At 69.3% G+C, this 24,268-nt stretch carries 22 protein-coding genes and 3 tRNA genes; 19 read left to right on the plus strand and 6 right to left on the minus strand.

Annotated elements, in window-relative coordinates:
• Nucleotides 1–7: 7 nt before the first annotated feature.
• From AC0IW9_RS24525 to AC0IW9_RS24540, 4 genes are all read right to left on the minus strand, one after another.
• Nucleotides 8–661 (minus strand): ABC transporter permease, encoded by a 654-nt coding sequence (locus AC0IW9_RS24525; RefSeq protein ID WP_471650941.1) that lies wholly within the window; start codon nt 659–661, stop codon nt 8–10.
• Nucleotides 661–1,716 carry an alginate O-acetyltransferase AlgX-related protein gene (locus tag AC0IW9_RS24530; protein WP_471650942.1) on the minus strand — a complete coding sequence of 352 codons (1,056 nt, stop codon included), beginning with the start codon at nt 1,714–1,716 and terminating at the stop codon, nt 661–663. The genes AC0IW9_RS24525 and AC0IW9_RS24530 overlap by 1 nt, the downstream gene beginning before the upstream one ends.
• A gap of 114 nt (nt 1,717–1,830) precedes the next feature.
• Nucleotides 1,831–2,961: a glycoside hydrolase family 5 protein gene (locus AC0IW9_RS24535; RefSeq protein ID WP_471650943.1), complete on the minus strand. Its 1,131-nt coding sequence runs from the start codon at nt 2,959–2,961 to the stop codon at nt 1,831–1,833.
• A gap of 55 nt (nt 2,962–3,016) precedes the next feature.
• Nucleotides 3,017–3,571 carry a type 1 glutamine amidotransferase domain-containing protein gene (locus tag AC0IW9_RS24540; protein WP_471650944.1) on the minus strand — a complete coding sequence of 185 codons (555 nt, stop codon included), beginning with the start codon at nt 3,569–3,571 and terminating at the stop codon, nt 3,017–3,019.
• Between the two features lie 168 nt (nt 3,572–3,739).
• Between AC0IW9_RS24540 and AC0IW9_RS24545 the strand changes: the two genes are divergently transcribed.
• Genes AC0IW9_RS24545 through AC0IW9_RS24555 form a run of 3 tightly spaced genes read left to right on the plus strand, consistent with a single transcriptional unit; the run spans nt 3,740 to nt 6,849 of the window.
• Nucleotides 3,740–4,708, plus strand: a complete 969-nt coding sequence (locus tag AC0IW9_RS24545; RefSeq protein WP_471650945.1) for a Bug family tripartite tricarboxylate transporter substrate binding protein — start codon at nt 3,740–3,742, stop codon at nt 4,706–4,708.
• A gap of 22 nt (nt 4,709–4,730) precedes the next feature.
• The gene (locus tag AC0IW9_RS24550; RefSeq protein WP_471650946.1) at nt 4,731–5,705 is read left to right on the plus strand and encodes a tripartite tricarboxylate transporter substrate binding protein; all 975 of its coding nucleotides are present in this window, start codon (nt 4,731–4,733) and stop codon (nt 5,703–5,705) included.
• A 10-nt stretch (nt 5,706–5,715) separates the two neighbouring features.
• Nucleotides 5,716–6,849: a zinc-dependent alcohol dehydrogenase family protein gene (locus AC0IW9_RS24555; protein WP_471650947.1), complete on the plus strand. Its 1,134-nt coding sequence runs from the start codon at nt 5,716–5,718 to the stop codon at nt 6,847–6,849.
• A gap of 1 nt (nt 6,850) precedes the next feature.
• On the opposite strand, the gene AC0IW9_RS24560 is transcribed toward AC0IW9_RS24555, so the two are convergent.
• Nucleotides 6,851–7,624, minus strand: coding sequence for an arginyltransferase (locus tag AC0IW9_RS24560; RefSeq protein WP_471650948.1), 774 nt, complete (start codon nt 7,622–7,624; stop codon nt 6,851–6,853).
• A gap of 81 nt (nt 7,625–7,705) precedes the next feature.
• Nucleotides 7,706–10,111: a penicillin acylase family protein gene (locus AC0IW9_RS24565; protein WP_471650949.1), complete on the minus strand. Its 2,406-nt coding sequence runs from the start codon at nt 10,109–10,111 to the stop codon at nt 7,706–7,708.
• Nucleotides 10,112–10,295: 184 nt separating this feature from the next.
• Here AC0IW9_RS24565 and AC0IW9_RS24570 point away from each other — a divergent pair.
• The 16 genes from AC0IW9_RS24570 (at nt 10,296) to nuoF (ending at nt 24,267) form a co-directional block, all read left to right on the plus strand.
• A tRNA-Leu gene (locus tag AC0IW9_RS24570) sits at nt 10,296–10,380 on the plus strand.
• Between the two features lie 55 nt (nt 10,381–10,435).
• Entirely contained in the window at nt 10,436–11,764 is a 1,329-nt protein-coding gene (gene tig / locus AC0IW9_RS24575; protein ID WP_471650979.1) for a trigger factor, read from the plus strand.
• A 212-nt stretch (nt 11,765–11,976) separates the two neighbouring features.
• Nucleotides 11,977–12,624: an ATP-dependent Clp endopeptidase proteolytic subunit ClpP gene (gene clpP, locus AC0IW9_RS24580; RefSeq protein ID WP_471650950.1), complete on the plus strand. Its 648-nt coding sequence runs from the start codon at nt 11,977–11,979 to the stop codon at nt 12,622–12,624.
• A 241-nt stretch (nt 12,625–12,865) separates the two neighbouring features.
• Nucleotides 12,866–14,122 (plus strand): ATP-dependent Clp protease ATP-binding subunit ClpX, encoded by a 1,257-nt coding sequence (clpX, locus tag AC0IW9_RS24585; RefSeq protein WP_471650951.1) that lies wholly within the window; start codon nt 12,866–12,868, stop codon nt 14,120–14,122.
• Between the two features lie 166 nt (nt 14,123–14,288).
• Nucleotides 14,289–16,706: an endopeptidase La gene (gene lon, locus AC0IW9_RS24590; protein WP_471650952.1), complete on the plus strand. Its 2,418-nt coding sequence runs from the start codon at nt 14,289–14,291 to the stop codon at nt 16,704–16,706.
• A 201-nt stretch (nt 16,707–16,907) separates the two neighbouring features.
• Entirely contained in the window at nt 16,908–17,180 is a 273-nt protein-coding gene (locus tag AC0IW9_RS24595) for an HU family DNA-binding protein (protein WP_471650953.1), read from the plus strand.
• Nucleotides 17,181–17,212: 32 nt separating this feature from the next.
• Nucleotides 17,213–17,284: transfer RNA gene (locus tag AC0IW9_RS24600), tRNA-Val, on the plus strand.
• A 111-nt stretch (nt 17,285–17,395) separates the two neighbouring features.
• Nucleotides 17,396–18,199 carry a hypothetical protein gene (locus tag AC0IW9_RS24605; RefSeq protein WP_471650954.1) on the plus strand — a complete coding sequence of 268 codons (804 nt, stop codon included), beginning with the start codon at nt 17,396–17,398 and terminating at the stop codon, nt 18,197–18,199.
• Between the two features lie 19 nt (nt 18,200–18,218).
• Complete coding sequence (locus tag AC0IW9_RS24610) at nt 18,219–19,163, plus strand: tetratricopeptide repeat protein (RefSeq protein WP_471650955.1); 945 nt, start codon at nt 18,219–18,221, stop codon at nt 19,161–19,163.
• A 67-nt stretch (nt 19,164–19,230) separates the two neighbouring features.
• Nucleotides 19,231–19,307: transfer RNA gene (locus AC0IW9_RS24615), tRNA-Asp, on the plus strand.
• A 241-nt stretch (nt 19,308–19,548) separates the two neighbouring features.
• Nucleotides 19,549–19,917, plus strand: a complete 369-nt coding sequence (locus AC0IW9_RS24620; RefSeq protein ID WP_471650956.1) for an NADH-quinone oxidoreductase subunit A — start codon at nt 19,549–19,551, stop codon at nt 19,915–19,917.
• A 28-nt stretch (nt 19,918–19,945) separates the two neighbouring features.
• Nucleotides 19,946–20,503: a NuoB/complex I 20 kDa subunit family protein gene (locus tag AC0IW9_RS24625; protein ID WP_471650957.1), complete on the plus strand. Its 558-nt coding sequence runs from the start codon at nt 19,946–19,948 to the stop codon at nt 20,501–20,503.
• Nucleotides 20,496–21,137: an NADH-quinone oxidoreductase subunit C gene (locus AC0IW9_RS24630; RefSeq protein WP_471650958.1), complete on the plus strand. Its 642-nt coding sequence runs from the start codon at nt 20,496–20,498 to the stop codon at nt 21,135–21,137. Before AC0IW9_RS24625 ends, AC0IW9_RS24630 begins: the two co-directional genes overlap by 8 nt.
• The gene (locus AC0IW9_RS24635; protein ID WP_471650959.1) at nt 21,134–22,345 is read left to right on the plus strand and encodes an NADH-quinone oxidoreductase subunit D; all 1,212 of its coding nucleotides are present in this window, start codon (nt 21,134–21,136) and stop codon (nt 22,343–22,345) included. Before AC0IW9_RS24630 ends, AC0IW9_RS24635 begins: the two co-directional genes overlap by 4 nt.
• Nucleotides 22,342–22,956 carry an NADH-quinone oxidoreductase subunit NuoE gene (gene nuoE, locus AC0IW9_RS24640; protein ID WP_471650960.1) on the plus strand — a complete coding sequence of 205 codons (615 nt, stop codon included), beginning with the start codon at nt 22,342–22,344 and terminating at the stop codon, nt 22,954–22,956. Before AC0IW9_RS24635 ends, nuoE begins: the two co-directional genes overlap by 4 nt.
• A 3-nt stretch (nt 22,957–22,959) precedes the next feature.
• Nucleotides 22,960–24,267 carry an NADH-quinone oxidoreductase subunit NuoF gene (gene nuoF / locus AC0IW9_RS24645; RefSeq protein ID WP_471650961.1) on the plus strand — a complete coding sequence of 436 codons (1,308 nt, stop codon included), beginning with the start codon at nt 22,960–22,962 and terminating at the stop codon, nt 24,265–24,267.
• The last annotated feature ends 1 nt before the right edge of the window (nt 24,268 follow it).

The raw sequence follows: 24,268 nt of genomic DNA on the forward strand, positions 1-24,268 counted from the left end.
CGCCGCGTCAGGGCGCCCAGGGCTTGTTGCCATCGGCGGTGACGAAGGCGGTGAGCCGGCCGCCCGGCGCCATCAGCCAGATCGAGTAGCCGGCGCCGACCTCGAGGTTGCGCAGCGCGATGGCCGGGGCCTCGCCGGCGGCGCAGCCGGCCTGGACCTCGGCGGTCACCGGATTGACCGCGCGCATCCGCGCCTCGCCCGGCGGCACCTCGGCGAAGACCCGGGCGCCGGCGGGCTGCACCGAGAGCGATGCCGCGTCGCAATCGGAGGTGGCGTTGTAGAAGCGCAGCCGGGCGCGGGTCTGGTTGAACTCCACCTCGTCGGCGATGACCTGGGCGCGCGGGCCCTCGGCGCCGGCGACCAGCAGGACGGTCACCTGGCGATCGGGCGGCAGGCTGAGCGGAATGGCGTGGCCGCCGATGCCGACCGAGAAGGCCTTGCCCGCGACTGCCGGCACCACGGCGTAGCGGCCGATGCGGGCGGCGGGATCGGTGCCGAGGTTCAGCGGCTGGGCGAAGCTGGGGCGCAGTTCCACCGGCTCGGCCAGGGCATTGACGAAGCGGACCTGGGCGGCGCCGCGGGGTGGCGGCGGTTCGTACAGGAACTGCTGGGCCGACGCCGGGCCGGCGAGCAGCGCCAGGGCAACAGCGGCGCGGCGCATCAGCGGCCGCCCAGGGCGGTGCCGAGCGCAGCGAGGAAATCCTGCGACGCCATGGCGCCGCTCTCGCCCCACCAGTCCTTCGCCTCCGGCATCTGGTCGGCGCTGCCTTCGAGGAAATGCCAGAGGATCAGCCTGGGCTTGGGCTGGGCCTTGAACTGGCTGCTGCCGAGGTAGTCCAGCATCACCTTGAAGGGCCCGACCCGCTGCGCCTTCAGCGCCAGCCCGACCGGGCGGTCGAGCTGGTTGGAGAGCATCTGCGGAAAGCCGAATTGCGGCAGCATGTAGCTGTTGCCGACGATGACGACGTCGTTCCCATCCTCCTCCACCAGCTCCCCGGCGGCGCTGGCGTAGCGGAAGCGGCCGGCATGGACCTTGTAGGATTCCTGCGCCGGGACCTTGGCCGCCTCGGCGGGAGTCATCAGGCTGCGGAATTCGCCGGGATAGGTCCGGGTCTCCCAGCCGCCGAGCGCCGTGCCCTTCCTGGCGGCGGCGGGCAGGGTCACGCGCTCCTTGATGAGCTTCGCGGTCTCGATCGCCGCGGCCTCGGCGCCGACGCCGGTCCAATGCGTATCGGTGCGGAAGAAGACGAGGTCGGGGCCGGCCTGGCGCTGAGCGTCCAGCGCGGCGGCGAGGTCCGGGACCAGGGTGCCGCTGCGGCGGAGCGCGGTCAGCAGGGCGGCGTAGCGCTGCCTGGCATCCTGGTTCGGCTGGAAGTCCGGCGGCAGCATGTCGGCATAGGTGCGGGCGCGGGTGGGAGAGAGGGTCAGCAGCAGCTCGATCCCGCTGCGGCGGAATTCATCGGCGGTGCGGTTCAGGAAATTGGCCGCGGTGCGGGTATGCTGCAGGTTGACCCGGCGGATGTCCTCCCAGGCGCCGAAGAGCCAGCCCTCCTTGCCGAAGACGGCGCGGCCGCGGATCTCGGCGCCGGCCCGGTGCGGTGCCAGGGTCCCGAGTCCCAGCGTTCCGAGGCCCAGGGTTCCGGCTCCGCCCAGCAGGCCGCCCGCTGCCAGGAGGCGGCGGCGCGAGGGGCGCGGGTCGGGACGGATCGGGCTCATCGCGGCAGCTCCTGCGGGCATCCCGGCCGCAGCATCCTGCGCCGGCCCGGTGGAGGCTTCCCGTATTCATAATGATTTTGCAAGAGTTGTGCATCAGGGTTGCGGCAGGCGGCCCTAGGTGGCGATGAAGACCCCGCGCACCGGGCCGATCGGCGGGGCGCGCTGCCGCAGCGCCTGCAGCACCACCAGCCCGTAGTCGGTTGGCCGATAGGTCCGGGCATCCTGCAGCAGGGCCGGGGTGAAGCTATGCGAGAAGGCCCAGGCGGCCCAGCCGATGCCGGCCGCGTCGAAGGCCTCGAAGATCGCCTCCCGGTACGGCCTGGGACCGCGATGGGCGCTTTCCGGATGGTCCTTGGCGTCCCAGCCGAATTCGGTGGCGATCACCGGCAGGGTCCGGGCCGGGCCGAGGAAGGCCTCCTCCCAGCCGCGCCGCCAGTCGGAGCCGGCATAGGGATGCGTCGCATAGACGATGTTGTCCCGCCGCACCGGCGCGGCCGGGGCATGGGAAAGGTCGTAGCTGTACTGCAGCCCGCCGACGATGATCGGCTTGCGGAAATCGACCAGCCGGATGGCATCGACCAGCCCCTCGGCATAGTCGCGCCAGCGCAGCCAATGCTCCGGCCCATCCGCGTCGGAGGGGGTGCGGTCCGGGTTGACCAGGGTCGGTTCGTTGAAGAGTTCGTAGAAGGCGACGGTGGGATTGCCGGCGTAGCGCCGGGCGACGGTCTGCCAGAAGCGGTAGATCTCCGCCCCATCGGTCGCGTGCAGGTCGCCGTAGAAGCCGTCCCGCGTCAGGGTGTAGCGGCCATCGGGCGGGAAGCCGATCGAGTGGAAGCAGATGATGAGATAAAGGCCGTAGCGCCGCGCATAGGCGACGCCCGCATCCAGCACCCGCAGCATCACCGCCTCCCCCTGGTGCCGCAGCACCGCGGGCATGACGGAGAGCCGCACGATATCCGCCCGCCATTCGGCCGCGGCGCGGAAGAGGTTGCGGTTGAAATGGCCCAGCTTGTCGTCCTGCCGCTGGGAAAGCCAGACCGCCTCCGGCACCGCCACCCCGTGGAAGCTGCGGGGCCGGCCGGCCTCATCGATGATGCGGTTCCGCAGGGTGCGGAAGCTCTGCGGGTAATCGGCGGCGACCGGCCAGGGGGGCTCCGGCGCGTCGAGGTCCTGCGGCAGGGGCAGGGTGCAGCCCCCGGCCAGCAGGCCGAGCGGCAGGGTCGCAAGGGCGGCGCGTCGGTTCATACGATAGCGTTATAGACCGTCCGCGCCGCCGCTGTCTTGGTTCAGCCGGTGGCTGTCACCGGTCGTGACGGCCTTCGGCGAATTCCTCGATCATCTTGCGGCTGAAGGCCGGGATGTCGTCCGGCTTGCGGGAAGTGACGAGGCCGCGGTCGGTGACCACCTCGCTGTCCTCCCACTGCGCCCCGGCATTGGTCAGGTCCACCTTCAGCGAGGGCCAGCTCGTCATCCGCCGGCCGCTGACGCCGCCGGCATCGATCAGGGTCCAGGGTCCGTGGCAGATCGCCGCGATGGGCTTCTTCGCCTGGACGAAATGCCGGATGAAGTCGATCGCCTTGGGCTCCAGCCGGAGCTGGTCCGGGTTGACCACGCCGCCGGGCAGCAGCAGCGCGTCGAAGCGCGTCGGGTCCGCCCCATCCAGCGCCTGGTCCACGGCGATGGCATCGCCCTTGTCCATGTGGTTCCAGCCCTGGATCGTGCCGGACTTCGGCGAGACCACGGTTACCTGCGCCCCGGCCTGCTTCAGCGCCTTCACCGGCTCGGTCAGTTCCACCTGCTCCACGCCATCCGTCGCCAGCACGGCGACCGAGCGGCCATTCAATGCGGCTGCCATGTCAATCTCCTGAGGGGGGGGTGATGAGGGGAGAACGGCGGCGGTTGCGGCGGGTTGCGCCGCCGCGTGCCCGGCGCCCCCTTGCTTGGCGCCCCCTTGCTTGACGTCCGGAACCGCACGGCGGATCGTCCGGGCAAGGGCACAAGCCGGACGCAGGCGGGGAAACGGATGATCGAGCGACGCGGGATGCTGGCCGGAGCCGGCGCGATGATGCTGGCCGCGCGGCCGGGCGCTGCCCAGGCGAGCTGGCCAGACCGGCCGGTGCGGCTGATCATCGGCTATCCCGCCGGCGGCCCGACCGATTTCGCCGCCCGGCTGCTGCAGCCGCATCTCCAGGCGCTCTGGGGCCAGCCGCTGGTGATCGAGAACCGCGCCGGGGCCAATGGCATCATCGGCTCCGAGGCGGTCGCCCGGGCGGCGCCGGACGGCTATACGCTGCTGCTCGGCAATAGCCCGAATACCATCAACCCGGCGATCCAGCCGCGGATGCCCTTCGACAGCCTGACCGACCTGGCGCCGGTGGTGCTGATCTACTTCTCGCCCACCGTGCTGTTTGCCGGGCCGGAGACGAAGCTGCAGTCCGTGGCGGATGTGGTGGCCGCGGCCAAGGCGCAGCCGGGGATGGCCTATGCGGTCTCCGGCATGGGCTCGCCCGGGCATTTCGCCGGCGAGGTCTTCAAGCTTGCCGCCGGGATCGACATCATCCCCGTCGTCTATCGCGGCGCGCCGCCGGCGCTGGCGGATGTGGTGGGCGGCCGCGTCGCCATCACCTTCAGCACGCTGTCGGGCGCCATCGCGCTGATGCGGGACGGCAAGCTGCGGCCGCTGGCGGTCTCCGGCCCCGACCGGATCGAGAGCCTGCCGGGCGTGCCGACCTTCGTCGAATCCGGCTTCGACGTGGCGGATACCAATGGCTGGTACGGGCTGATCGCCCCGGCCGGGACGCCCGCCGCCATCCAGCAGAAGATCGCCGACGACATCGCCGGGCTGCTGGCCCGGCCGGAGATCCGCCAGCGATTCCTCGACAGCGCCGCCATCCCGCTGGCCGAGGGCCCGGCCGCCTTCACCGCGCGCTACCGCGCCGAGATCGGCCGTTGGACCGCCATCGCCCGGGCCGCCAATATCAAGGCCGAATGAACAAGAACAAGGGACGTCCAGGATGAACCTGACCCGCCGCTCGCTCGCCGCTGCCGCCGCCCTGCTGCCCGCCGCCGCCCGCGCCCAGGGCCAAGCGGCCGGACCATGGCCGGACCGGCCGATCCGCCTGCTGGTCGGCTTCCCCGCCGGCGGCCCGACCGATTTCGCCGCCCGCATCCTGCAGGATGCCCTGCAGCAGCTCTGGGGCCAGCCGCTGGTCATCGAGAACCGGCCCGGCGCCAGCCAGATGATCGCGGCCGAGGCGGTCGTGAAGTCGCCGCCCGATGGCTATACGCTGATGCTCTGCACCAGCAACCTGACGACCAATCCGGCGGTCTTCTCCCGGCTGCCCTACGACACGATCCGCGACTTCACGCCGATCGTCGTCATCTATTCCTCGCCCACCGTGCTCTTCACCGGGCCGGACCAGCCCTACCGCACGGTAAAGGACGTGGTGGAGGCGGCGAAGCGTCAGCCGGGCATGGCCGCGGCGACCTCCGGCGTCGCCACCTCCGGCCACTTCGCCACCGAGATGTTCATGCGCGCCGCCAAGGTGGAGCTGACCCACGTGCCCTATCGCGGCGCCATGCCGGCGGTGCAGGACGTGATCGGCGGGCGGGTGCCGATCACCTTCTCGACCCTGTCGGGGGTGATCGCCCTGGCCCGCGACGGCAAGCTGCGGCCGCTGGCGATCGCCGCGCCGCGCCGCTCCCCGGCCTTCCCCGAGGTGCCGACGATGGAGGAGGCGGGCTTCCCGATCCGCGATACCTCCCCCTGGTACAGCTTCGTCGCGCCCGCGGGCCTGCCCGCGCCGCTGCTCGACCGCATCGTGCGCGACGTGCAGGGGCTGCTGAAGCGGCCCGACATCATCGCCCGCATCGAGGACAGCGGCGGCGTGGTGGAAGGCGAGGGACCGGACGCCTTCCGCGCCCGCATCCCGCGCGAGATCGCCATCAATACCGAGGTCGCCCGCGCGGCCAATATCCACATCGAATAGGACCCGTCCCATGCGCATGCAGGCCGCCATCATGTTCGAGCAGGGGCTGCCCCGCCCCTATGCCAGCAGCAATGCCCTGGTGATCGAGGAAGTGAACCTCGAGGGCCCCGGTCCCGGCGAGGTGCTGATCGAGGTCGCCGCCGCCGGGCTCTGCCATTCCGACCTCTCGGCGATCGAGGGCATCCGGCCGCGGCCGCTGCCCGTCGTCATCGGCCACGAGGGCGCGGGGATCGTGCGCGAGGTCGGCCAGGGCGTGACCGACCTGAAGAAGGACGACCATGTCATCACCGTCTTCGTCGCTTCCTGCGGGGTCTGCCGCAATTGCGTGCGGGGGCGGCCGAACATCTGCAACGTCGGCAATGCGGCGCGCGCGGCGGGGACGCTGCTCTCGGGCGCCAAGCGGATCAGCCGGCTGGACGGCACGCCGATCAACCACGGCAGCGGGCTGTCGCTGTTTGCCCAGTATGCCGTGGTCGGCCGCCGCTCCGCGGTGAAGATCGACCCGGCGGTGCCGCTGGACGACGCCGCCATCTTCGGCTGCGCGGTGATGACCGGCGCCGGGGCGGTGCTGAACACCGCGGGGATGCGGGCGGGGGATACCATCGCCGTGCTGGGGCTGGGCGGCGTCGGGATGAATGCGCTGTTCGCGGCCGTCGCCGGCGGGGCGGAGCGGATCATCGCCATCGACACCAGCCCGGAGAAGCTCGGCCTCGCCCGGCAATGGGGGGCGACGGATACCTTCCTCGCCACCGACCCCGACGTGGTGGAGCAGATCAAGGCGGCGACCGATGGCGGCGTCGATACCGTCGTCGAGACGGCGGGGAACATCCGGGCGATGGAGCTCGCCTATGCCGTCACCGCGCGCGGCGGCAGCGTGGTCAGCGCCGGGCTGCCGGCCCAGGGCGCCAATTTCAGCTACATGCATTCGGGGCTGGTGGGCGACGAGAAGTCGATCCTCGGCAGCTACATGGGCAGCTGCGTGCCGGAACGCGACATCCCGCGCTTCCTCGGCATGTACAAGCGCGGCAAGCTGCCGGTGGAGCGGCTGAAGTCGGGCAGCCTGCCGCTGTCCGAGATCAACGCCGGCTTCGACCGGCTGGCGGATGGCAACGTGCTGCGGCAGGTGCTGCGGCCGAACGGCTGATTCAGCCCGGCTCGACCACTTCCCCGACCGCCTCGCTCTCGGGCGTGGCGGCCGGTTCCTCCAGCACCCGCCAGGTGCCGCCGATCAGCACCTCGCTCGGCCGGTAGCGGCTTTTGTAGGTCATCTTGCGGCTCTCGGGGACCCAGTAGCCGAGGTAGACATAGGGCAGGCCGAGCGCCTGGGCCCGGGCCACCAGCCAGAGGATGGCCCAGCCGCCCAGCGAACGCCGCGCCGCCGCCGGATCATAGAAGGAATAGACCGCCGAGAGCCCGTCGCTCAGCCAGTCGGTCAGGCAGGCGCCGACCAGCTTGTCCTGGCTGTCGCGAAACTCGATCATGCCGGTGGTGATCGGCGTGTCCTCGACCATGGCGCGGTAGTCGTAGAAGCCCATGGCCGCCATGTCGCCCTCGCCGTGCCGGGCCTGCTGGTAGCGCTGGAACAGGGCGAACTGCTCCGCCGTGGCGCGGGCCGGCATCTCGAAGGCGGCGATATCGGCGTTGATCCTGCCGAGCTTCCGCTGCGCCCGGTTGGGCTCGAATTGCGGGGCCAGGATGCGGATGGGGATGCAGGCGGTGCAGCCGGGGCAGACCGGGGAATAGGCGATGTTGTGGCTGCGGCGGAAGCCGGCGCGGGAGAGCCTATCGTGCAGCGCTTCCGAGTCCGGGCCGGTCAGCTCGGTCACGATCTTCCGTTCCGTCCTGCCGGCCAGATAGGGGCAGGGCAGGGGCGCGGTCGTGTAGAAGAACTGCGGACGGCGGTTGGGGCGGTGGAGCATAGGTCCGGTAGTCTCGGCGTGCCGGGCGGCGGAATCAACCGCCCTGCGCCGTCCCGGCGGGGGAAATCCGGTCCCGGCCGGTCACGGGCTCAGGCGCAGCCGGCCGGAGACCATCTCCGGCGTGCGGCCGAGCCGCTGCATGCCGCCGTCGCGCCCCCCGTCACGCCCCCCGTCACGCCAGGGTGCCAGCAGGTCGCCCCAATGCGCCGAGAGCGGGTGGCCCGATTGCCCGGTGGCGATGCTGGCGAGAAGCCCATCCGGATCGGCGAGGTCGGCGACCAGCCTGAGCCCGGCGCCATGCACATGCGACCAGGCCTCCGGCCCCTCGCCGCCGCGCAGCCCGCCGCGGGAGACGGTCCATTCGTCGCCGCCGGTCGCCGCCTCCAGCCGGGTCAGCGCGCCGAGGCCGGGGAGGAAGCGGAACAGCGGATGCTCGAATCGGGCGACGTGGCGGTGCCCCCAGCGCCAGGCGGCGGGATCGGGCCCCTCGCTGGCCTGCAATTCGGTGACGGCCTCGGCCAGGGCGCGGGCGGCAAGCGCCGGGCAATCGCCCGCGCACCAGGCGGCGCCGGCATTGTCCGGGGCCAGGACGCGCTGGAGGAAGCCGCTGGTGGCCGCGGCACCGCCTTCGGGGACTCCGCCGGCGGCCAGCGCCAGCCGGCCGAGCCGGCGCAGCCAGGCATTGAAGATCAGCGGCTCCGGCCGGTCCGCGGCGATATCGCCGTCCCAGCCGAGCAGCAGCGCCTGGGCGGTGCCGGCCGCGCCCTGCTGCGGCGGCAGGTCCCGCAGCAGGGAGCCGGGGCCGGTCAGCGCCTGGGCGAAGGGGGAGAGCGTATCCCGCTGCATGGCGGCGAAGCCCGCAGCATCATGCCGGGGCTGGGCTGCGAGCAGTGCCCGGATGCGCTGGAAGCGCCAGTCGGCGATCCAGTCCCGGCCGAGGAAAACCGGGAAATCCGCCGGGGCGACCCGGTTGTTGGCATTGGCCAGCGCCCCGCCGGGGGGCGAGACGGCATGGGGCAGCGCATCGAAGGGCGCCCAGCCCAGCCAGTCATGGCTGCCGTCCCAGCCGGGGACGGGGCGGGTGCCGTCGCCGGCGCGGCGGACCGGGGTGCGGCCGGTCAGCAGCATCCCGATCGGGCCGGCGGCATCGGCGACCATGAGGTTCTGCGAGGGGCTGGTGATCAGCGCCGCCGCCGCCCGCGCCTCGGCGAGCGACCCGGCTTGGTTCAGCGCCTGCAACCCGGCGGCGGCGGTATCGGCCGGGGCGAGGTTGGCCATGGCGACGGCGAGCACCGTGCCCGATTCCTGAGCCATGCCCTCGCCCGTCATGCCTTCGAGGTCCGAGAGGACCGGGCCGTGCCGGGTCTCCCGCACCCGCAGCACCACCGGCTCAGCGCCGCGCACCCGGATGGTCTCCTCGGTCACCTGGAAGGGGCGGGGGCCTTCCGGCGTTTCATAGGCATCCGGCCCGGCCAGGCGCTCGACGAAGACATCCTGAGTATCCGACTGGGTGGTGGTGAAGCCCCAGGCCAGCCGGGCATTGCGGCCGATGACCAGGAAGGGCACGCCCGGGCTGGTGGCGCCGGCCAGCATCCGCCCATCCGGCAGGTCGATCCGGGCGAGGTACCAGAGAATCGGTGCCTGGAAGCCGAGATGCGGGTCGGATGCCAGCAGCGGCGCGCCCGAGGCCGAGCGGGACGCGTCGACCGTCCAGGCATTGCTGGCGGAGGCGGGCAGGGTGCCGATGCCGGGGAAGCGGGGCAGCGCCTCCGCGAGGCGGCCGAGGGTGCCGGGGTCCAGCGCGGCGCGTGGGTCGCCCGCGCTGCGGTCCTCCGGCCAGAGGTCGCGCAGGCGCTCGGGCGGCAGGATGGCGGCCAGCCGGGCGCGGTCCAGCTCGCTCCGCCAATTGCCGGAAAGCCAGAGGCCCATGACCTTGCCCCAGAGCAGGCTGTGCTCGGGCCGCCAGGGCTCCGGCGCGCCGAGGGCGAGGAATTCCGGGGCGGCGAAGCGGCCGCGGGCGCCGATCCAGGCATTCACCCCGGCGGCATAGGCCTCCAGCAGCTCCCGCGTTTCGGCCGGCAGGGTGGCGAGGTCGGCCTCCGCCCGCCGGGCCAGGCCGAGGGTGCGGGTGAAGCGGTCCACCCGCAGCGCCGGCTCGCCCACCAGCTCGGCCAGCCGGCCGGCGGCGCCGCGGCGCATCAGCTCCATCTGGAACATCCGGTCCCGGGCATGCAGCCAGCCGAGCGCCATGGCGGCATCCCGCGGCGAGCCGGCGGCGATGCGGGGAATGCCCCGGGCGTCGAGGGTGATGGCGACGGGGGCGGAGAGGCCGGGCAGGCGAAGGCTCGCCTCGGCGGCGGGCAAGGTCCACCAGACGGCGCCGGCCAGGCTGCCCAGCGCCAGCAGGACCAGGGCCAGCAGGCCGAGGCCGATCCGGGCGGGCCAGCGCCGGCCGCGCCGGGCTGGGGGCTTGGGGCTTGGGGTCATGCGGCGATATGGCGCCAATGGCCCGCGTCCGTCCACGCGGTCGGAGCGGGGTTTCACGCCGCCGTCATGCCGATTTCGCCGCGGCAGCCCGGGGTGCCTTGGAAACCGGCGCCTGCTGCGCTAAACGCCGCAATTCAGCGCTGTCGCGGCCGGCCAAAACCCATGGCCCGGCCCTGCGGCGTGGGCGGGCGTGGTGGAATTGGCAGACACGCTGGATTTAGGTTCCAGTGGCGCAAGCCTTGGGGGTTCAAATCCCTCCGCCCGCACCACCCCCGCCGGACTGGTCGATGCCGCGACATGGATTTTGGGAAGAGAGTGACGACGATGCAGGTGACCGAGGTCGCGAACGACGGGCTGAAGCGGGCCTATACCATCCTGGTCCCGGCGGCCGATATCGCGGCCGAGCGGACCCGCCGGCTGGCGGAGCTGGGCCGTGACCTGCGCCTGCCCGGCTTCCGCCCCGGCAAGATCCCGGCGACGGTGGTGCAGCAGCGCTATGGCCAGGCGGTGATGAGCGAGGTGCTCGAGCAGTCGGTCAACAAGGCGACGCAGCAGACCATCACCGACCGCGGCCTGCGCCCGGCGCTGCAGCCCAAGATCGAGCTGGTGAATTTCGCCGATGGCGCCGACCTGGAGTTCAAGGTCGAGGTCGAGATCCTGCCCGAGATCCCGATGCCCGACTTCGCCGGGATCGAGGTGGAGCGGCTGAAGGCCGACCCGACCGAGGAGCAGGTGGCCAAGACGATCGAGCAGATCGCCTCGCGCAACCGCACCATGGTCGACATCACCGAGGACCGCGGCGCCGCCAAGGGCGAGGTCGCGGTGTGCGACTTCGTCGGCACGCTCGAGGGCGATGCCGAGCCCTTCCCGGGCGGCACCGCCAACGACATGCCGATCGAGGTCGCCGGCACCGGCTTCATCCCCGGCTTCACCGAGCAGCTCGAGGGCATCAAGGCCGGCGAGAGCCGCACCGTGAACGTGGCCTTCCCGGAAGAATACGGTGCCAAGGAACTGGCCGGAAAGTCCGCGGTCTTCCAGGTGACCTGCAAGGCGCTGAAGACCCCGACCAGCCCGGCCGCCGACGACGAGCTGGCCAAGACCATGGGCTTCGAGGACCTCTCGAAGCTGCAGGAGGCCGTCCGCGGCAGCCTGCAGCAGGAATACGACGGGCTGTCCCGCCTGAAGGTGAAGCGCGCGCTGCTCGACGGCCTGGCCGAGCGGGCCAGCTTCCCCGTGCCGGAGGGCATGGTTGAGGCCGAATTCGCCCAGATCTGGCAGCGGATCGAGGCCGACATGAAGGCCGAGCGGCTGGACGAGGACGACAAGGGCAAGGACGAGGACACGCTGAAGGCCGACTACCGGGCCATCGCCGAGCGCCGCATCCGGCTCGGCCTGCTGCTGTCCGAGATCGGCCGGACCAACAACATCTCGGTCTCGGCCGACGAACTGTCCCGCGCGATGCGGCAGGAAGCCGCCCGCTACCCCGGCCAGGAGCAGCAGGTCATGGAGTTCTTCCGCAAGAACCCGCAGGCCGCCGACAACCTCCGCTCCCCGATCTTCGAGGAGAAGGTGGTCGACTTCATGCTGGAACTGGCCAAGGTGACCGAGCGGTCGGTGGCGCCGGAGGAACTCTCCGCGGCGGCCGCGGCCTGATTCACTGACGGGAAAGGCTCTGGGGCCAAGCTGGGTGACCAGGCCGGGACCCCCGCCGATTGGCGGGGACTTCCGGCACGGCCCCGGTTGCACCACATTAACGGCCTCGGGTTAGGATGGAGGGCGGCGGCGCCTCCTTCGGCCAACCCCGGGTTCCCGGTTCGGGGCCCTGGCGAAGGCCGGGGTGCCCCCTTTGTCTGAAAGGTACGTCCATGCGGGACCGTGATCCTGTCGAGGTCTTCAACAATACCCTGGTCCCCATGGTCGTCGAGCAGACGGCGCGGGGCGAGCGGTCCTACGACATCTATTCGCGCCTGCTGAAGGAGCGGATCATCTTCCTGACGGGTCCGGTCTTCGACCAGGTCTCCTCGCTGATCTGCGCCCAGCTGCTGTTCCTCGAAAGCGAGAATCCGAACAAGGACATCGCCTTCTACATCAACAGCCCGGGCGGCGTCGTCTCCGCCGGCCTCGCGATGTATGATACCATGCAGTATATCCGTTCCCCGGTCAGCACCGTCTGCATCGGCCAGGCTGCCTCCATGGGCTCCCTGCTGCTGACCGCCGGTGCCGCGGGCAAGCGCTTCTGCCTGCCGAACAGCCGGGTCATGGTGCACCAGCCCTCGGGCGGGGCCCAGGGCCAGGCGACGGACATCGAGATCCAGGCCAAGGAGATCCTGAAGCTGCGGCAGCGGCTGAACGAGATCTACGTGAAGCACACCGGCCAGCCGATCGAGGCGATCGAGAAGAAGCTGGAGCGGGACAGCTACATGTCCGCCGAGGAAGCCCGGGACTTCGGTCTGGTGGACCAGGTGGTCGACCAGCGGCCGCTGGCCCCGGGTGCCGAAGCCGGCAAGAGCTGAGCCGGAGCCCCGAGATGGGGTCAGGGCCGGGGGATGGCGCCACGGGATGCCCTGCCAAGGGGCATCCTTTCCGCGTGACCCCCCGGCCCGTGACCCCACAAAGCTTTTCCCCCGATGACAGGGGGGCTACAGTCCCGTGGAAAGCCCCCCTTTGGGCCCGCAAGGGCCATGGGGGGCGCGGCCTGCTGGCTGCCCGCACAATTCGCGGGCGTTACGGCCGGCCCTTTCAGGCGGAGTGCCCATGAGCAAGTCCGGCGACTCGAAGAATACCCTCTATTGTTCGTTCTGCGGCAAGTCGCAGCACGAGGTCCGCAAGCTTATCGCCGGGCCCACCGTCTTCATCTGTGATGAATGCGTCGAACTCTGCATGGATATCATCCGTGAGGAGCACAAGACGCATCTGGTGAAGTCGCGGGACGGGGTGCCGACTCCGAAGGAGATCTGCAAGGTCCTCGATGATTACGTCATCGGCCAGGATCATGCGAAGAAGGTGCTCTCCGTCGCGGTGCACAACCACTACAAGCGGTTGGCGCATGGCGCGAAGAACAACGACGTCGAGATCGCCAAGTCGAACATCCTGCTGCTGGGCCCGACCGGCTCCGGCAAGACCCTGCTGGCGCAGACGCTCGCGCGCATCCTCGACGTGCCCTTCACCATGGCCGATGCGACCACGCTGACCGAGGCCGGCTACGTCGGCGAGGATGTCGAGAACATCATCCTCAAGCTGCTGCAGGCGGCCGACTACAACGTCGAGCGGGCGCAGCGCGGCATCGTTTACATCGACGAGGTCGACAAGATCAGCCGCAAGTCGGACAACCCCTCCATCACCCGCGACGTGAGCGGGGAGGGCGTCCAGCAGGCGCTGCTGAAGATCATGGAAGGCACGGTGGCCTCCGTCCCGCCCCAGGGCGGCCGGAAGCATCCGCAGCAGGAATTCCTCCAGGTCGATACCGCCAACATCCTGTTCATCTGCGGCGGGGCCTTCGCCGGCCTCGAGCGGATCATCGGGGCGCGCGGCAAGGGCTCGGGGATCGGCTTCGGCGCCGAGGTCCGCTCGCCGGACGACCGCCGCGCCGGCGCCGTGCTGCGGGAGGTCGAGCCCGAGGATCTGCTGAAATTCGGCCTGATCCCCGAGTTCATCGGCCGTCTGCCGGTCATCGCCACGCTCGAGGACCTCGACGAGAAGGCGCTGATCGAGATCCTGACCAAGCCGAAGAACGCCATCGTCAAGCAGTACCAGCGGCTGTTCGAGATGGAGGGGACCAAGCTCACCTTCACCGAGGATGCGCTGCGGTCGGTCGCCACCCGGGCGATCCAGCGTAAAACCGGGGCGCGCGGGCTGCGTTCGATCATGGAGCAGATCCTGCTGACCACCATGTTCGAACTGCCCGGCCTGGACGATGTCGACGAGGTCGTGGTGAACCGCGAAGTCGCGGAAAGCCGTGCCAGCCCGCTATTCATCTATGGCGAGCGTGCGGCCGAGCAAAGCTCCGCCTGACGGGCCAGCCGGGGGGCGGTACCCCCGCCATCCGGCTGATCGGGCTTGCGGGGGGGTGTCAGGCAGACCATTTGCCTAGGCATCCCCGTGGCGCCGCGGGTCACGCCGCCAACCAGCACCTGCTGGGGGTGGCCCGCGGGCCGACTGTCCTACAGTGAGGTCCATAATGGCGGATAACAACCCAGACCTGATTCGCGGCGATTTGCTGCCTGTCCTGCCGTTGCGGGACATCGTGGTGTTTCCGCATATGATCGTGCCGCTCTTCGTAGGGCGCGAGAAGTCCGTTCGCGCGCTGGAAGCGGTGATGCGCGACGACAAGCAGATCCTGCTGGTCGCCCAGAAGAATGCCGCGCAGGACGACCCGGAAGCCGAGGATCTCTATACCGTCGGCACCGTCTCCACCGTGCTGCAGCTGCTGAAGCTGCCGGACGGCACCGTGAAGGTGCTGGTCGAGGGCGGCAAGCGCGCGCAGATCACCGGCTTCAAGGAGACCAAGACCCACTTCGAGGCCTATGCCGCGCCGCTCGAGGAGCAGCCGGCCGAGCCGCCGGAGACGGAGGCCCTGGCCCGCACCGTGGTTGGCCAATTCGAGCAGTACATCAAGCTCAACAAGAAGATCGCGCCTGAGGTGCTGGTCTCGATCAACCAGATCGAGGATCCCGCGAAGCTGGCCGATACCGTCGCCAGCCACCTGTCGCTGAAGATTCCCGAGAAGCAGGAGCTGCTGGAGATCGGCGGCGTCGCCGCGCGGCTCGAGCGCGTCTTCGGCCATATGGAATCCGAGATCGGCGTCCTGCAGGTCGAGAAGCGCATCCGCAACCGCGTCAAGCGGCAGATGGAGAAGACCCAGCGCGAGTACTATCTGAACGAGCAGCTCAAGGCGATCCAGAAGGAGCTGGGTGAGGGCGAGGACGGCAAGGACGAGATTGCCGAGCTGGAAGCCCGCATCAAGGCGACGGCGCTGAGCAAGGAAGCCCGCGAGAAGGCGCTGCAGGAGCTGAAGAAGCTCCGCACCATGTCGGCGATGAGCGCCGAGGCGACGGTGGTGCGCAACTACCTCGACTGGATGCTCTCGATCCCCTGGAAGAAGAAGACCCGGGTTCGGCGCGACATCGTCGCGGCGGAGAAGGTGCTCGACGCCGACCACTATGGCCTGGAGAAGGTCAAGGAGCGGATCATCGAGTATCTGGCGGTGCAGTCGCGCTCGCCGAAGATCCGCGGCCCGATCCTCTGCCTGGTGGGTCCGCCGGGCGTCGGCAAGACCTCGCTCGGCAAGTCGATTGCCAAGGCGACCGGCCGCAACTTCGTCCGCATGTCGCTGGGCGGCGTGCGTGATGAGGCCGAGGTGCGCGGCCATCGCCGGACCTATATCGGCTCCATGCCCGGGAAGGTCATCCAGGGCATGAAGAAGGCCAAGATGTCGAACCCGCTCTTCCTGCTGGATGAGATCGACAAGCTGGGTGCCGATTGGCGTGGCGATCCGTCCTCCGCACTGCTCGAGGTGCTGGATCCGGAGCAGAACGCGACCTTCGCCGACCATTACCTGGAGGTCGACTACGACCTCTCGGACGTGATGTTCGTCACGACGTCCAATAGCCTGCGCATGCCGCAGCCGCTGATGGACCGCATGGAGATCATCCGCATCCCCGGCTATACCGAGGATGAGAAGGTCGAGATCGCCAAGCGCCACCTGATGGCCAAGCAGTCGCAGGCGAATGGCTTGAAGCCCGGCGAGTGGAGCGTCTCCGAGGAGGCGCTGCGCGACCTGGTCCGCTACTACACGCGGGAAGCCGGCGTCCGCAGCCTGGAGCGCGAGATCGGTGGCCTCGCCCGCAAGGCGGTGCGCGAGATCGTCTCCAAGAAGGCCAAGAAGGTCACGATCACCGCCAAGAACCTCGAGAAATTCGCCGGCGTGCGCAAGCACCGCTATGGCGAGGCCGAGGCGGAGGACATGGTGGGCGTGGTCACCGGCCTGGCCTGGACCGAGGTGGGCGGCGAGATCCTGACCATCGAGTCGGTGACCGTGCCCGGCAAGGGCAAGGTGCAGACCACCGGCAAGCTGGGCGACGTGATGCAGGAAAGCGTCTCCGCCGCCATGTCCTATGTGCGGTCGCGCGCGACGAGCTTCGGCCTCAAGCCGACGCTCTTCGACAAGCGGGACATCCATGTGCACGTGCCGGAAGGTGCGACGCCCAAGGATGGTCCGAGCGCCGGCATCGCCATGGCGACCAGCATCGTCTCCGTCCTCACCGGCATCCCGGTGCGGCGGGAAGTGGCGATGACGGGCGAGATCACCCTGCGTGGCCGCGTGCTGCCGATCGGTGGCCTGAAGGAGAAGCTCCTGGCGGCGCTGCGCAGCGGCATCACCACGGTCTTCATCCCGAAGGACAACGAGAAGGACCTCGCGGAGATTCCGGACAACGTGAAGAAGGGCCTGACCATCAGGGCCGTCTCCCACGTGGACGAGGTCATCTCCGCGGCGCTGGTGCGCAAGCCGGAAGCGATCTCCTGGGAGGAGCCGCCGGATGCGCCGGCACCGCGGGCCGCGGAAGCCGATGGCACTGTGCCGACATTACCGCACTGACAGATGTGCGTTGGTGCGGGGTGAAAGCCCCGCACCAACGCGCCTCACAAGCCACGATGCGCCAGGAAATGGCGGATAACTGCGGCGCAGGACATGCGCCGTGATTGACGCCCAAGAATTCGCACCCGTACAGTCCCCCGCGAGTGACAGCCTGGAATCGTCCGGGCAGGCTGATGCATAACGGCGAAGGGGGGCTGGCCTATGAACAAGCAGGATCTCATCACGATCGTGGCCGAGGCAGGCGATCTGCCGAAGGCGAAGGCCAGCGATGTACTTGACGCGGTTTTCGACGCGATCACCGAATCGTTGAAGACCAAGACGGATGTCCGGCTCGTCGGCTTCGGCACCTTCTCGACCTCCAAGCGCAAGGCCGGCAAGGGCCGCAATCCCCGCACCGGCGAGGAAATCAAGATTCCGGCGACCACCACCGTCCGCTTCAAGGCCGGTAAGGGCTTGAAGGACGCGGTGAATTAAGCAGGCCGGTCTGGTCCTGCCGCCCGGGTGACGGGCGCTTAGCTCAGCGGTAGAGCGCCTGTCTTACACACAGGTGGTCGGCGGTTCGAACCCGTCAGCGCCCATTCCTCCCGCCACGGTCCGCCACGGGCTTTCTATGAACGTAACCAATGCTCGTGTAGGCTTCCCCCGTTAGAATGTCTGGCAGAGGCCAGCAGGTATCGGCGGAGGCGAAGTTGCGGACTGGTCTCGTACAATTCGGTGTTGCGGCGCTTGCCCTGGTGTCCCTGGGCGGCTGCATCCAGCAAGGGAATGCCAGCGGCCCGGTGACCGGGGCCGCCGGCGGCTCCGCCAGCGTCGGTGCCAGCGGCGTCGAGCGTTGCGCCGAGCCGCTCGGCACCGTCGCCGTCGACGACGGGCGGGAGCAGAGCTGGTGGGGGCCCTTCACCGCCCGCACCCAGATCACCACCATCGAGCCGATGGTGCGGCTGGTCATCCAGCAGTCCAACTGCTTCGTCATCACCGCGCTCGGCAACAACCGGCTGGAAGGCCGGATGCGCGGCATGGTGGGCGACATGCGCAACAGCGGCGAATTCCGCGCCGGCTCCAACATGCAGCGCGGCCAGCGGGTCGCCGCCGATCTCTTCATCGAGCCGGCGATTCTCTTCTCGAACCAGGACCTGGGCGGGCTGGGCGGCGGCATCGGCGGCTGGGGCGGGCTGGCCGTGGGCCTGGCCGGGGCGGCGATGTCGACGTCGGCAACCTCGGTCACCATGTCGGTCTTCGACATGCGTAGCGGCGTGCAGGTCGCGGCCTCGGAAGGCTCCGCCACGGCTACCAACTTCGGCGCGGTGATGGGCGGCTTCGGCGCCACGGCGGGCGGCGTGCTGGGCGGCTACCAGCGCACGCCGGCGGGTCAGGCGACGGTCGCGGCCTTCGTCGATTCCTACAACAAGTTGGTCGTCGCGGTGCGGAACTACCGCGCGCAGGACGTCCGCGGCGGGCTCGGCACCGGTGGCGGCGCGCTTCGTTCGCGCTGAGGCGGGTGGCCGCGGTGGCATGGCCACCGCGGCGCTCGGCTTCGGCCTGCTGCTGGCGGGATGCCAGCCGCAGATGGTCGGCGGCAGCGGCTTCGGCCCCGGCATGCAGGTCTGCGACCAATCCGGCTGTCGGATCCAGTCGAGCCAGGCGCAGACCCTGGTCGTTGCCGACGATGCCCGGCTGCAGCGCCAGGCGGACCCCGATCTCTACAAGGGCGAGTCGGTGGCCGAGCTGCGGGCCGGGGCGGCGGCGGGCGATCCCGGTGCGGCCTATCGGCTGGGCCAGGCCTATGAGTTCGGCGCCGGCGGGCTGCCGCGCAACGCCGCCCAGGCGGCGCAAAATTACGAAGTCGCGGCCAGCGCCGGCATGCCCTTCGCCATGTACCGCCTCGGCAAGCTGGCGGAGCAGGGGGCGGCCCCGGGCGGCCGGGCCCGGGCCATCCAGCTCTATACCGATGCGGCCAATGGCGGCGTGGCCCAGGCGGCGCACAACCTCGGCTTCCTGTTCCTGCAGGGCCGCGGCCTGCCGCGCGACTCGGCCGAGGCAGCCAAATGGTTCACCCTGGCGGCCGAGAAGGGCGTGCCGGAAAGCCAGTACAACCTCGGGCTCATGTATTTCCGCGGCGACGGCGTCTCCCGCCGCTCCTACGAGGCGCTGCAATGGATGCGGCGCTCCGCCCAGAACGGCTTCCTGCCGGCGCAGAAGGCGGTCGGGCGGCTCTACATGACCGGGCTCGAGGAAATGGGCCAGGACCTGCAGGAGTCGCGGAGCTGGCTGTCGCTCGCGGCAAGCCGGGGCGATGCCGAGGCCCGGCGCTGGCTGCAGCAGGTGGACCAGGCGGTGCAGGCCGAACAGGCCTTCCAGCAGCGACTTGCCATGCAGGCACAGGAAACTGCGACGATGTGGGCCTCGGTCGCCCTGGCCGCGGCGCTCACCCCGCCGCCCATCGTGGTGATTTACTGAGGCGGGATGCTTCGGGGGCGCTTGACACCATCGGCTCCTCCCCATAAACCCCGGCTCCTGTTCGCGGGCGGGTGTAGCTCAGTTGGTTAGAGCGCCGGCCTGTCACGCCGGAGGTCGCGGGTTCGAGCCCCGTCACTCGCGCCACGCGGACAGCAAGGCACCAGAGGCGCCGTTCCTGTGAAGGGACGGCGCCTCTGCCGCATTCTGGCCCCTTTTCGTTCCAGTTCAGCGACCCCAAATGCAGGCTGTTAAAGGCTGCTCCCCCTATGGCGGAGCGCGCGGGGCAGGGCTAATGTCCGGCCGCGCTGCGCTGCGGTAAAGCTTGCCTCTGGTCTCTTGAAAGGCTGCGGCTTGCTCCCAATGCGCGTCTGAAGGCGGAGCACACATGACCCAGCCGCTGCTGGCCGAATATTTCCCGATCCTGGTCTTCCTGGGCATCGCCGGGGGCATCGCCATCGCCATGGTGGGCGGCAGCCTGCTGGTGGCCCGGCAGAAGCCCAATCCGGAAAAGCTTTCCGCCTATGAATGCGGCTTCGAGCCCTTCGACGATACGCGGCGGCGCTTCGACGTGCGCTTCTACTTGGTGGCCATCCTCTTCATCATCTTCGATCTGGAGGTGGCCTTCCTGTTTCCCTGGGCGGTGGCGCTGGGCGGCATCGGCTGGTTCGGCTTCCTGTCGATGGTGGCCTTCCTTGGCGTGCTGACGGTCGGCTTCGTCTATGAATGGCGCAAGGGCGCCCTGGACTGGGAGTGACGGCTTGGCCGTCGCACCGGAGGATCCCATGAGCGACAACACCGATACCATCGCCTGGAACCGTGACCATCTGGCGCCCGGCGCGGCGCAGGATGCCGTCGTGAAGGGCATCACCGGCGAGATCGAGGACAAGGGCTTCGTCGTCGCCAACCTCGACAAGGTGGTGAACTGGGCCCGCACCGGCAGCCTTTGGCCGATGACCTTCGGCCTGGCCTGCTGCGCGGTGCCGATGATCCACGCCTATATGGCGCGCTACGATCTCGACCGGCTGGGCATCATCCCGCGCGGTTCGCCGCGGCAATCGGACGTGATGATCGTCGCCGGCACGCTGACCAACAAGATGGCCCCCGCGCTGCGCAAGGTCTACGACCAGATGTCGGAGCCGCGCTGGGTCATCAGCATGGGCAGCTGCGCCAATGGCGGCGGCTACTACCACTACAGCTACAGCGTGGTGCGCGGCTGCGACCGGATCGTGCCGGTCGATGTCTATGTGCCGGGCTGCCCGCCGACCGCCGAGGGGCTGGTCTACGGGATCATGCAGTTGCAGAAGAAGATCCGGCGTCAGGGGACCATCCTGCGTGGCTGAGAACGAGACACTGACCGGGCTCGGCGAAGCCCTGCTCGCCGCCATCCCGGGTGGCGCCACCGAGATCGAGCGCAATGCCGAGCTGGTGCTGACCCTGCCGCGCGAGGGGCTGGTCGAGGCCATGACCACGTTGCGCGACCGCTTCGGCTTCGAGCAGCTCATGGACCTCTGCGGCGCCGACTGGCCGGAGCGGCCACTGCGCTTCGAGGTGATCTACAACCTGCTGAGCCTGTCGAAGAATCAGCGCCTGCGCGTCATCGTCTCGACCGACGCGACGACGCCGGTGCCGAGCCTCATCCATGTCTGGCCCTGCGCCACCTGGTACGAGCGCGAGGCCTGGGACATGTACGGCATCGTCTTCGAAGGTCAGACCGATCTCCGCCGGTTGCTGACGGACTACGGCTTCGAGGGCCATCCGCTGCGCAAGGACTTCCCGCTGACCGGCCACGTCGAGGTCCGCTACGACGAGGAACGCAAGCAGGTGGTCTATGAGCCGGTGAAGCTCACCCAAGACTTCCGCAACTTCGACTTCCTCAGCCCTTGGGAAAACATGACGACCTTGCCGGGCGACGAGAAGGTGTTCCTCAACCGGGTCGAACCGCCGGTCGCCAAGGTCGAGGGTCCGAAGCCATGAGCCTCACCTCCCCGAACGAGCCGACCCGCACCGTCGAGGTCGATAGCCACACCATCAACTTCGGCCCGCAGCATCCGGCCGCGCATGGCGTGCTGCGCCTCATCCTCGAGATGAAGGGCGAGATGGTGGAGCGGGCCGATCCGCATATCGGGCTGCTGCACCGCGGCACCGAGAAGCTGATCGAGTACAAGACCTACCTCCAGGCGCTGCCCTACATGGACCGGCTGGATTACGTCAGCCCGATGTGCATGGAGCACAGCTTCGCCATCGCGGTGGAGCGGCTGCTGGGCATCGAGGGCGACGTGCCGATCCGCGCCCGGGTTATCCGCACGATGTTCGCCGAGCTGACACGCATCCTGAACCACCTGTTGAACGTCACGACCTATGCGCTGGATTGCGGTGCCATCACGCCGGCACTCTGGGGCTTCGAGCAGCGCGAGCACCTGCTGGAATTCTACGAGGCGGTCGGCGGCAGCCACTACCACGTGAATTACTTCCGCCCCGGCGGCGTGGCGAAGGACCTGCCTGCCGGGCTCGACGAGCGGATCGCCGGCTGGTGCGAGCAATTCCCGAAGTTCCTCGCCGACCTCGAGGGGCTGCTGACCAACAACCGCATCTTCAAGCAGCGTACCGTCGACATCGGCATCATGACCGCCGAGATGGCGATGGAATGGGGCTTCTCCGGCCCCTGCCTGCGCGCCTCGGGCGTGCCTTGGGACCTGCGCAAGTCGCAGCCCTACGAGATCTACGACCAGCTCGACTTCGAGATCCCCGTGGGGCGGCAGGGCGACTGCTACGACCGCTACCTCGTGCGCATGCTCGAGATGCGCCAGAGCCTCAGCATGGTGAAGCAGTGCCTGGCACGGCTGAAGCCGGGGCCGATCAAGGTGTTGGACAACAAGATCGTGCCGCCCTCCCGTGGCGAGATGAAGCGGTCGATGGAATCGCTGATCCACCACTTCAAGCTCTATACCGAGGGCTATCACGTGCCCGCCGGCGCGACCTATACGGTGACCGAGGCGCCGAAGGGCGAGTTCGGCGTCTACATGGTCGCCGACGGGACCAACCGGCCGTATCGCTGCAAGATCCGCGCGCCGGGCTATGCCCATCTGCAGGCCATGGAAGTGCTCTCGAAGGGGCACATGCTGGCCGATGCCGTGGCGATCATCGGTTCGCTCGACATCGTCTTCGGGGAGATCGACCGGTGACGGACTTCATCCAGCCCGACAGCTTCGCCTTCGACGACGAGAGCCTGAAGGCGATCGACACCATCGTGAAGCGCTATCCGCCGGGCAAGCAGGCCAGCGCGGTGATCCCGCTGCTGTACGTCGTGCAGAAGCAGATGAGGCGCCAGACCGGCAGCGCCTGGGTCCCGAACAAGGGCATGGATGCGGTCGGCGAGCGGCTCGGCATGCCGGCGATCCGCGTCTACGAGGTCGCCACCTTCTACTTCATGTTCAACATGAAGCCGATCGGCAAGTATCACTTGCAGGTCTGCGGCACGACGCCCTGCTGGCTGCGCGGCTCGGATGACGTGGCGCGCGCCTGCCGCGATGCCGGGCATCTCTCGGGCTATGGCCAGACCAGCGAGGACGGCATGTTCACCATGACCGAGGTCGAATGCCTCGGCGGCTGCGTGAACGCGCCGATCCTCTGCGTCGACGACGACTACTACGAGGACATGGACTACGACAACACGGTGAAGCTGCTCGAGGCGCTGCGGCGCGGCGAGCGGCCGGAGCCGGGTTCGGTCATCGGCCGCCAGACCAGCGCCCCGGTCGGCGGACCGCAGACCCTGACCGATGTGGCGGGAGAATAGGTCGTGGCACTGAGCGACAAGGACCGCATCTTCACCAATCTTTACGGCCTGCACGACTGGCGCCTGGCTGGCGCGCGCAAGCGCGGGCAATGGGACGGCACCGGCGCGCTGATCGCCAAGGGCCGCGACTGGATCATCGAGGAGTTGAAGAACTCCGGCCTGCGCGGCCGCGGCGGCGCCGGCTTCCCGACCGGGCTGAAATGGTCCTTCATGCCGAAGCAGGCGAGCGACCGGCCGCATTACCTCGTGGTGAACGCGGATGAGTCCGAGCCCGGCACCTGCAAGGACCGCGACATCCTGCGGCATGACCCGCATACGCTGGTCGAGGGCTGCCTGATCGCCGGCGTGGCGATGGGCGCGCATGCCGGCTACATCTATGTCCGCGGCGAATACTACAACGAGCACTTGGTGCTGCAGGCCGCCATCGACGAGGCCTATGCGGCGGGGCTGCTCGGGCCGAATGCCTGCGGCGGCGGCTGGGACTTCGACCTCTACGTCCACCGCGGCGCCGGCGCCTATATCTGCGGCGAGGAGACGGCGCTGATCGAGAGCCTCGAGGGCAAGAAGGGGATGCCGCGGCTGAAGCCGCCTTTCCCGGCGGCCGTCGGGCTCTATGGCTGCCCCTCGACGGTGAACAACGTCGAGACCATCGCGGTGGTGCCGACCATCCTGCGCCGTGGCGCCGCCTGGTTCGCCGGCTTCGGGCGGCCGAAGAACAGCGGCACCAAGATCTTCTGTATCCAGGGCCATGTGAACAAGCCCTGCAACGTCGAGGAGGAGATGAGCATCCCGCTGCGGGAGCTTATCGAGAAGCACGCCGGCGGCGTGCGCGGCGGCTGGGACAACCTGCTGGCGGTGATCCCCGGCGGGTCCTCCACGCCGATGATCCCGAAATCCGTCTGCGACGACGTGCTGATGGATTTCGACGCGCTGCGGGAGCACAAGACCGGCCTCGGCACCGCGGGCGTCATCGTGATGGACAAGTCCACCGACCTCATCAAGGCGATCGCCCGGCTCTCGACCTTCTACAAGCATGAGAGCTGCGGCCAGTGCACCCCCTGCCGCGAAGGCATGGGCTGGGTGAAGCGCATGATGGACCGCATGGTCGAGGGCCGCGCCGAGGTCGACGAGATCGACATCCTCGAGCAGGTGACGCGGCAGATCGAGGGGCACACGATCTGTGCGCTCGCCGATGGCGGCGTCTGGCCGGTGCAGGGCTTGATCCGGCACTTCCGGCCGATGATGGAAGAACGCATTGCCGCCTTCAAGGCATCGCGCGGCACGCGCGCCCTGCCCATGGCGGCGGAGTAGC

This window comes from Belnapia sp. AC561 (assembly GCF_979252845.1).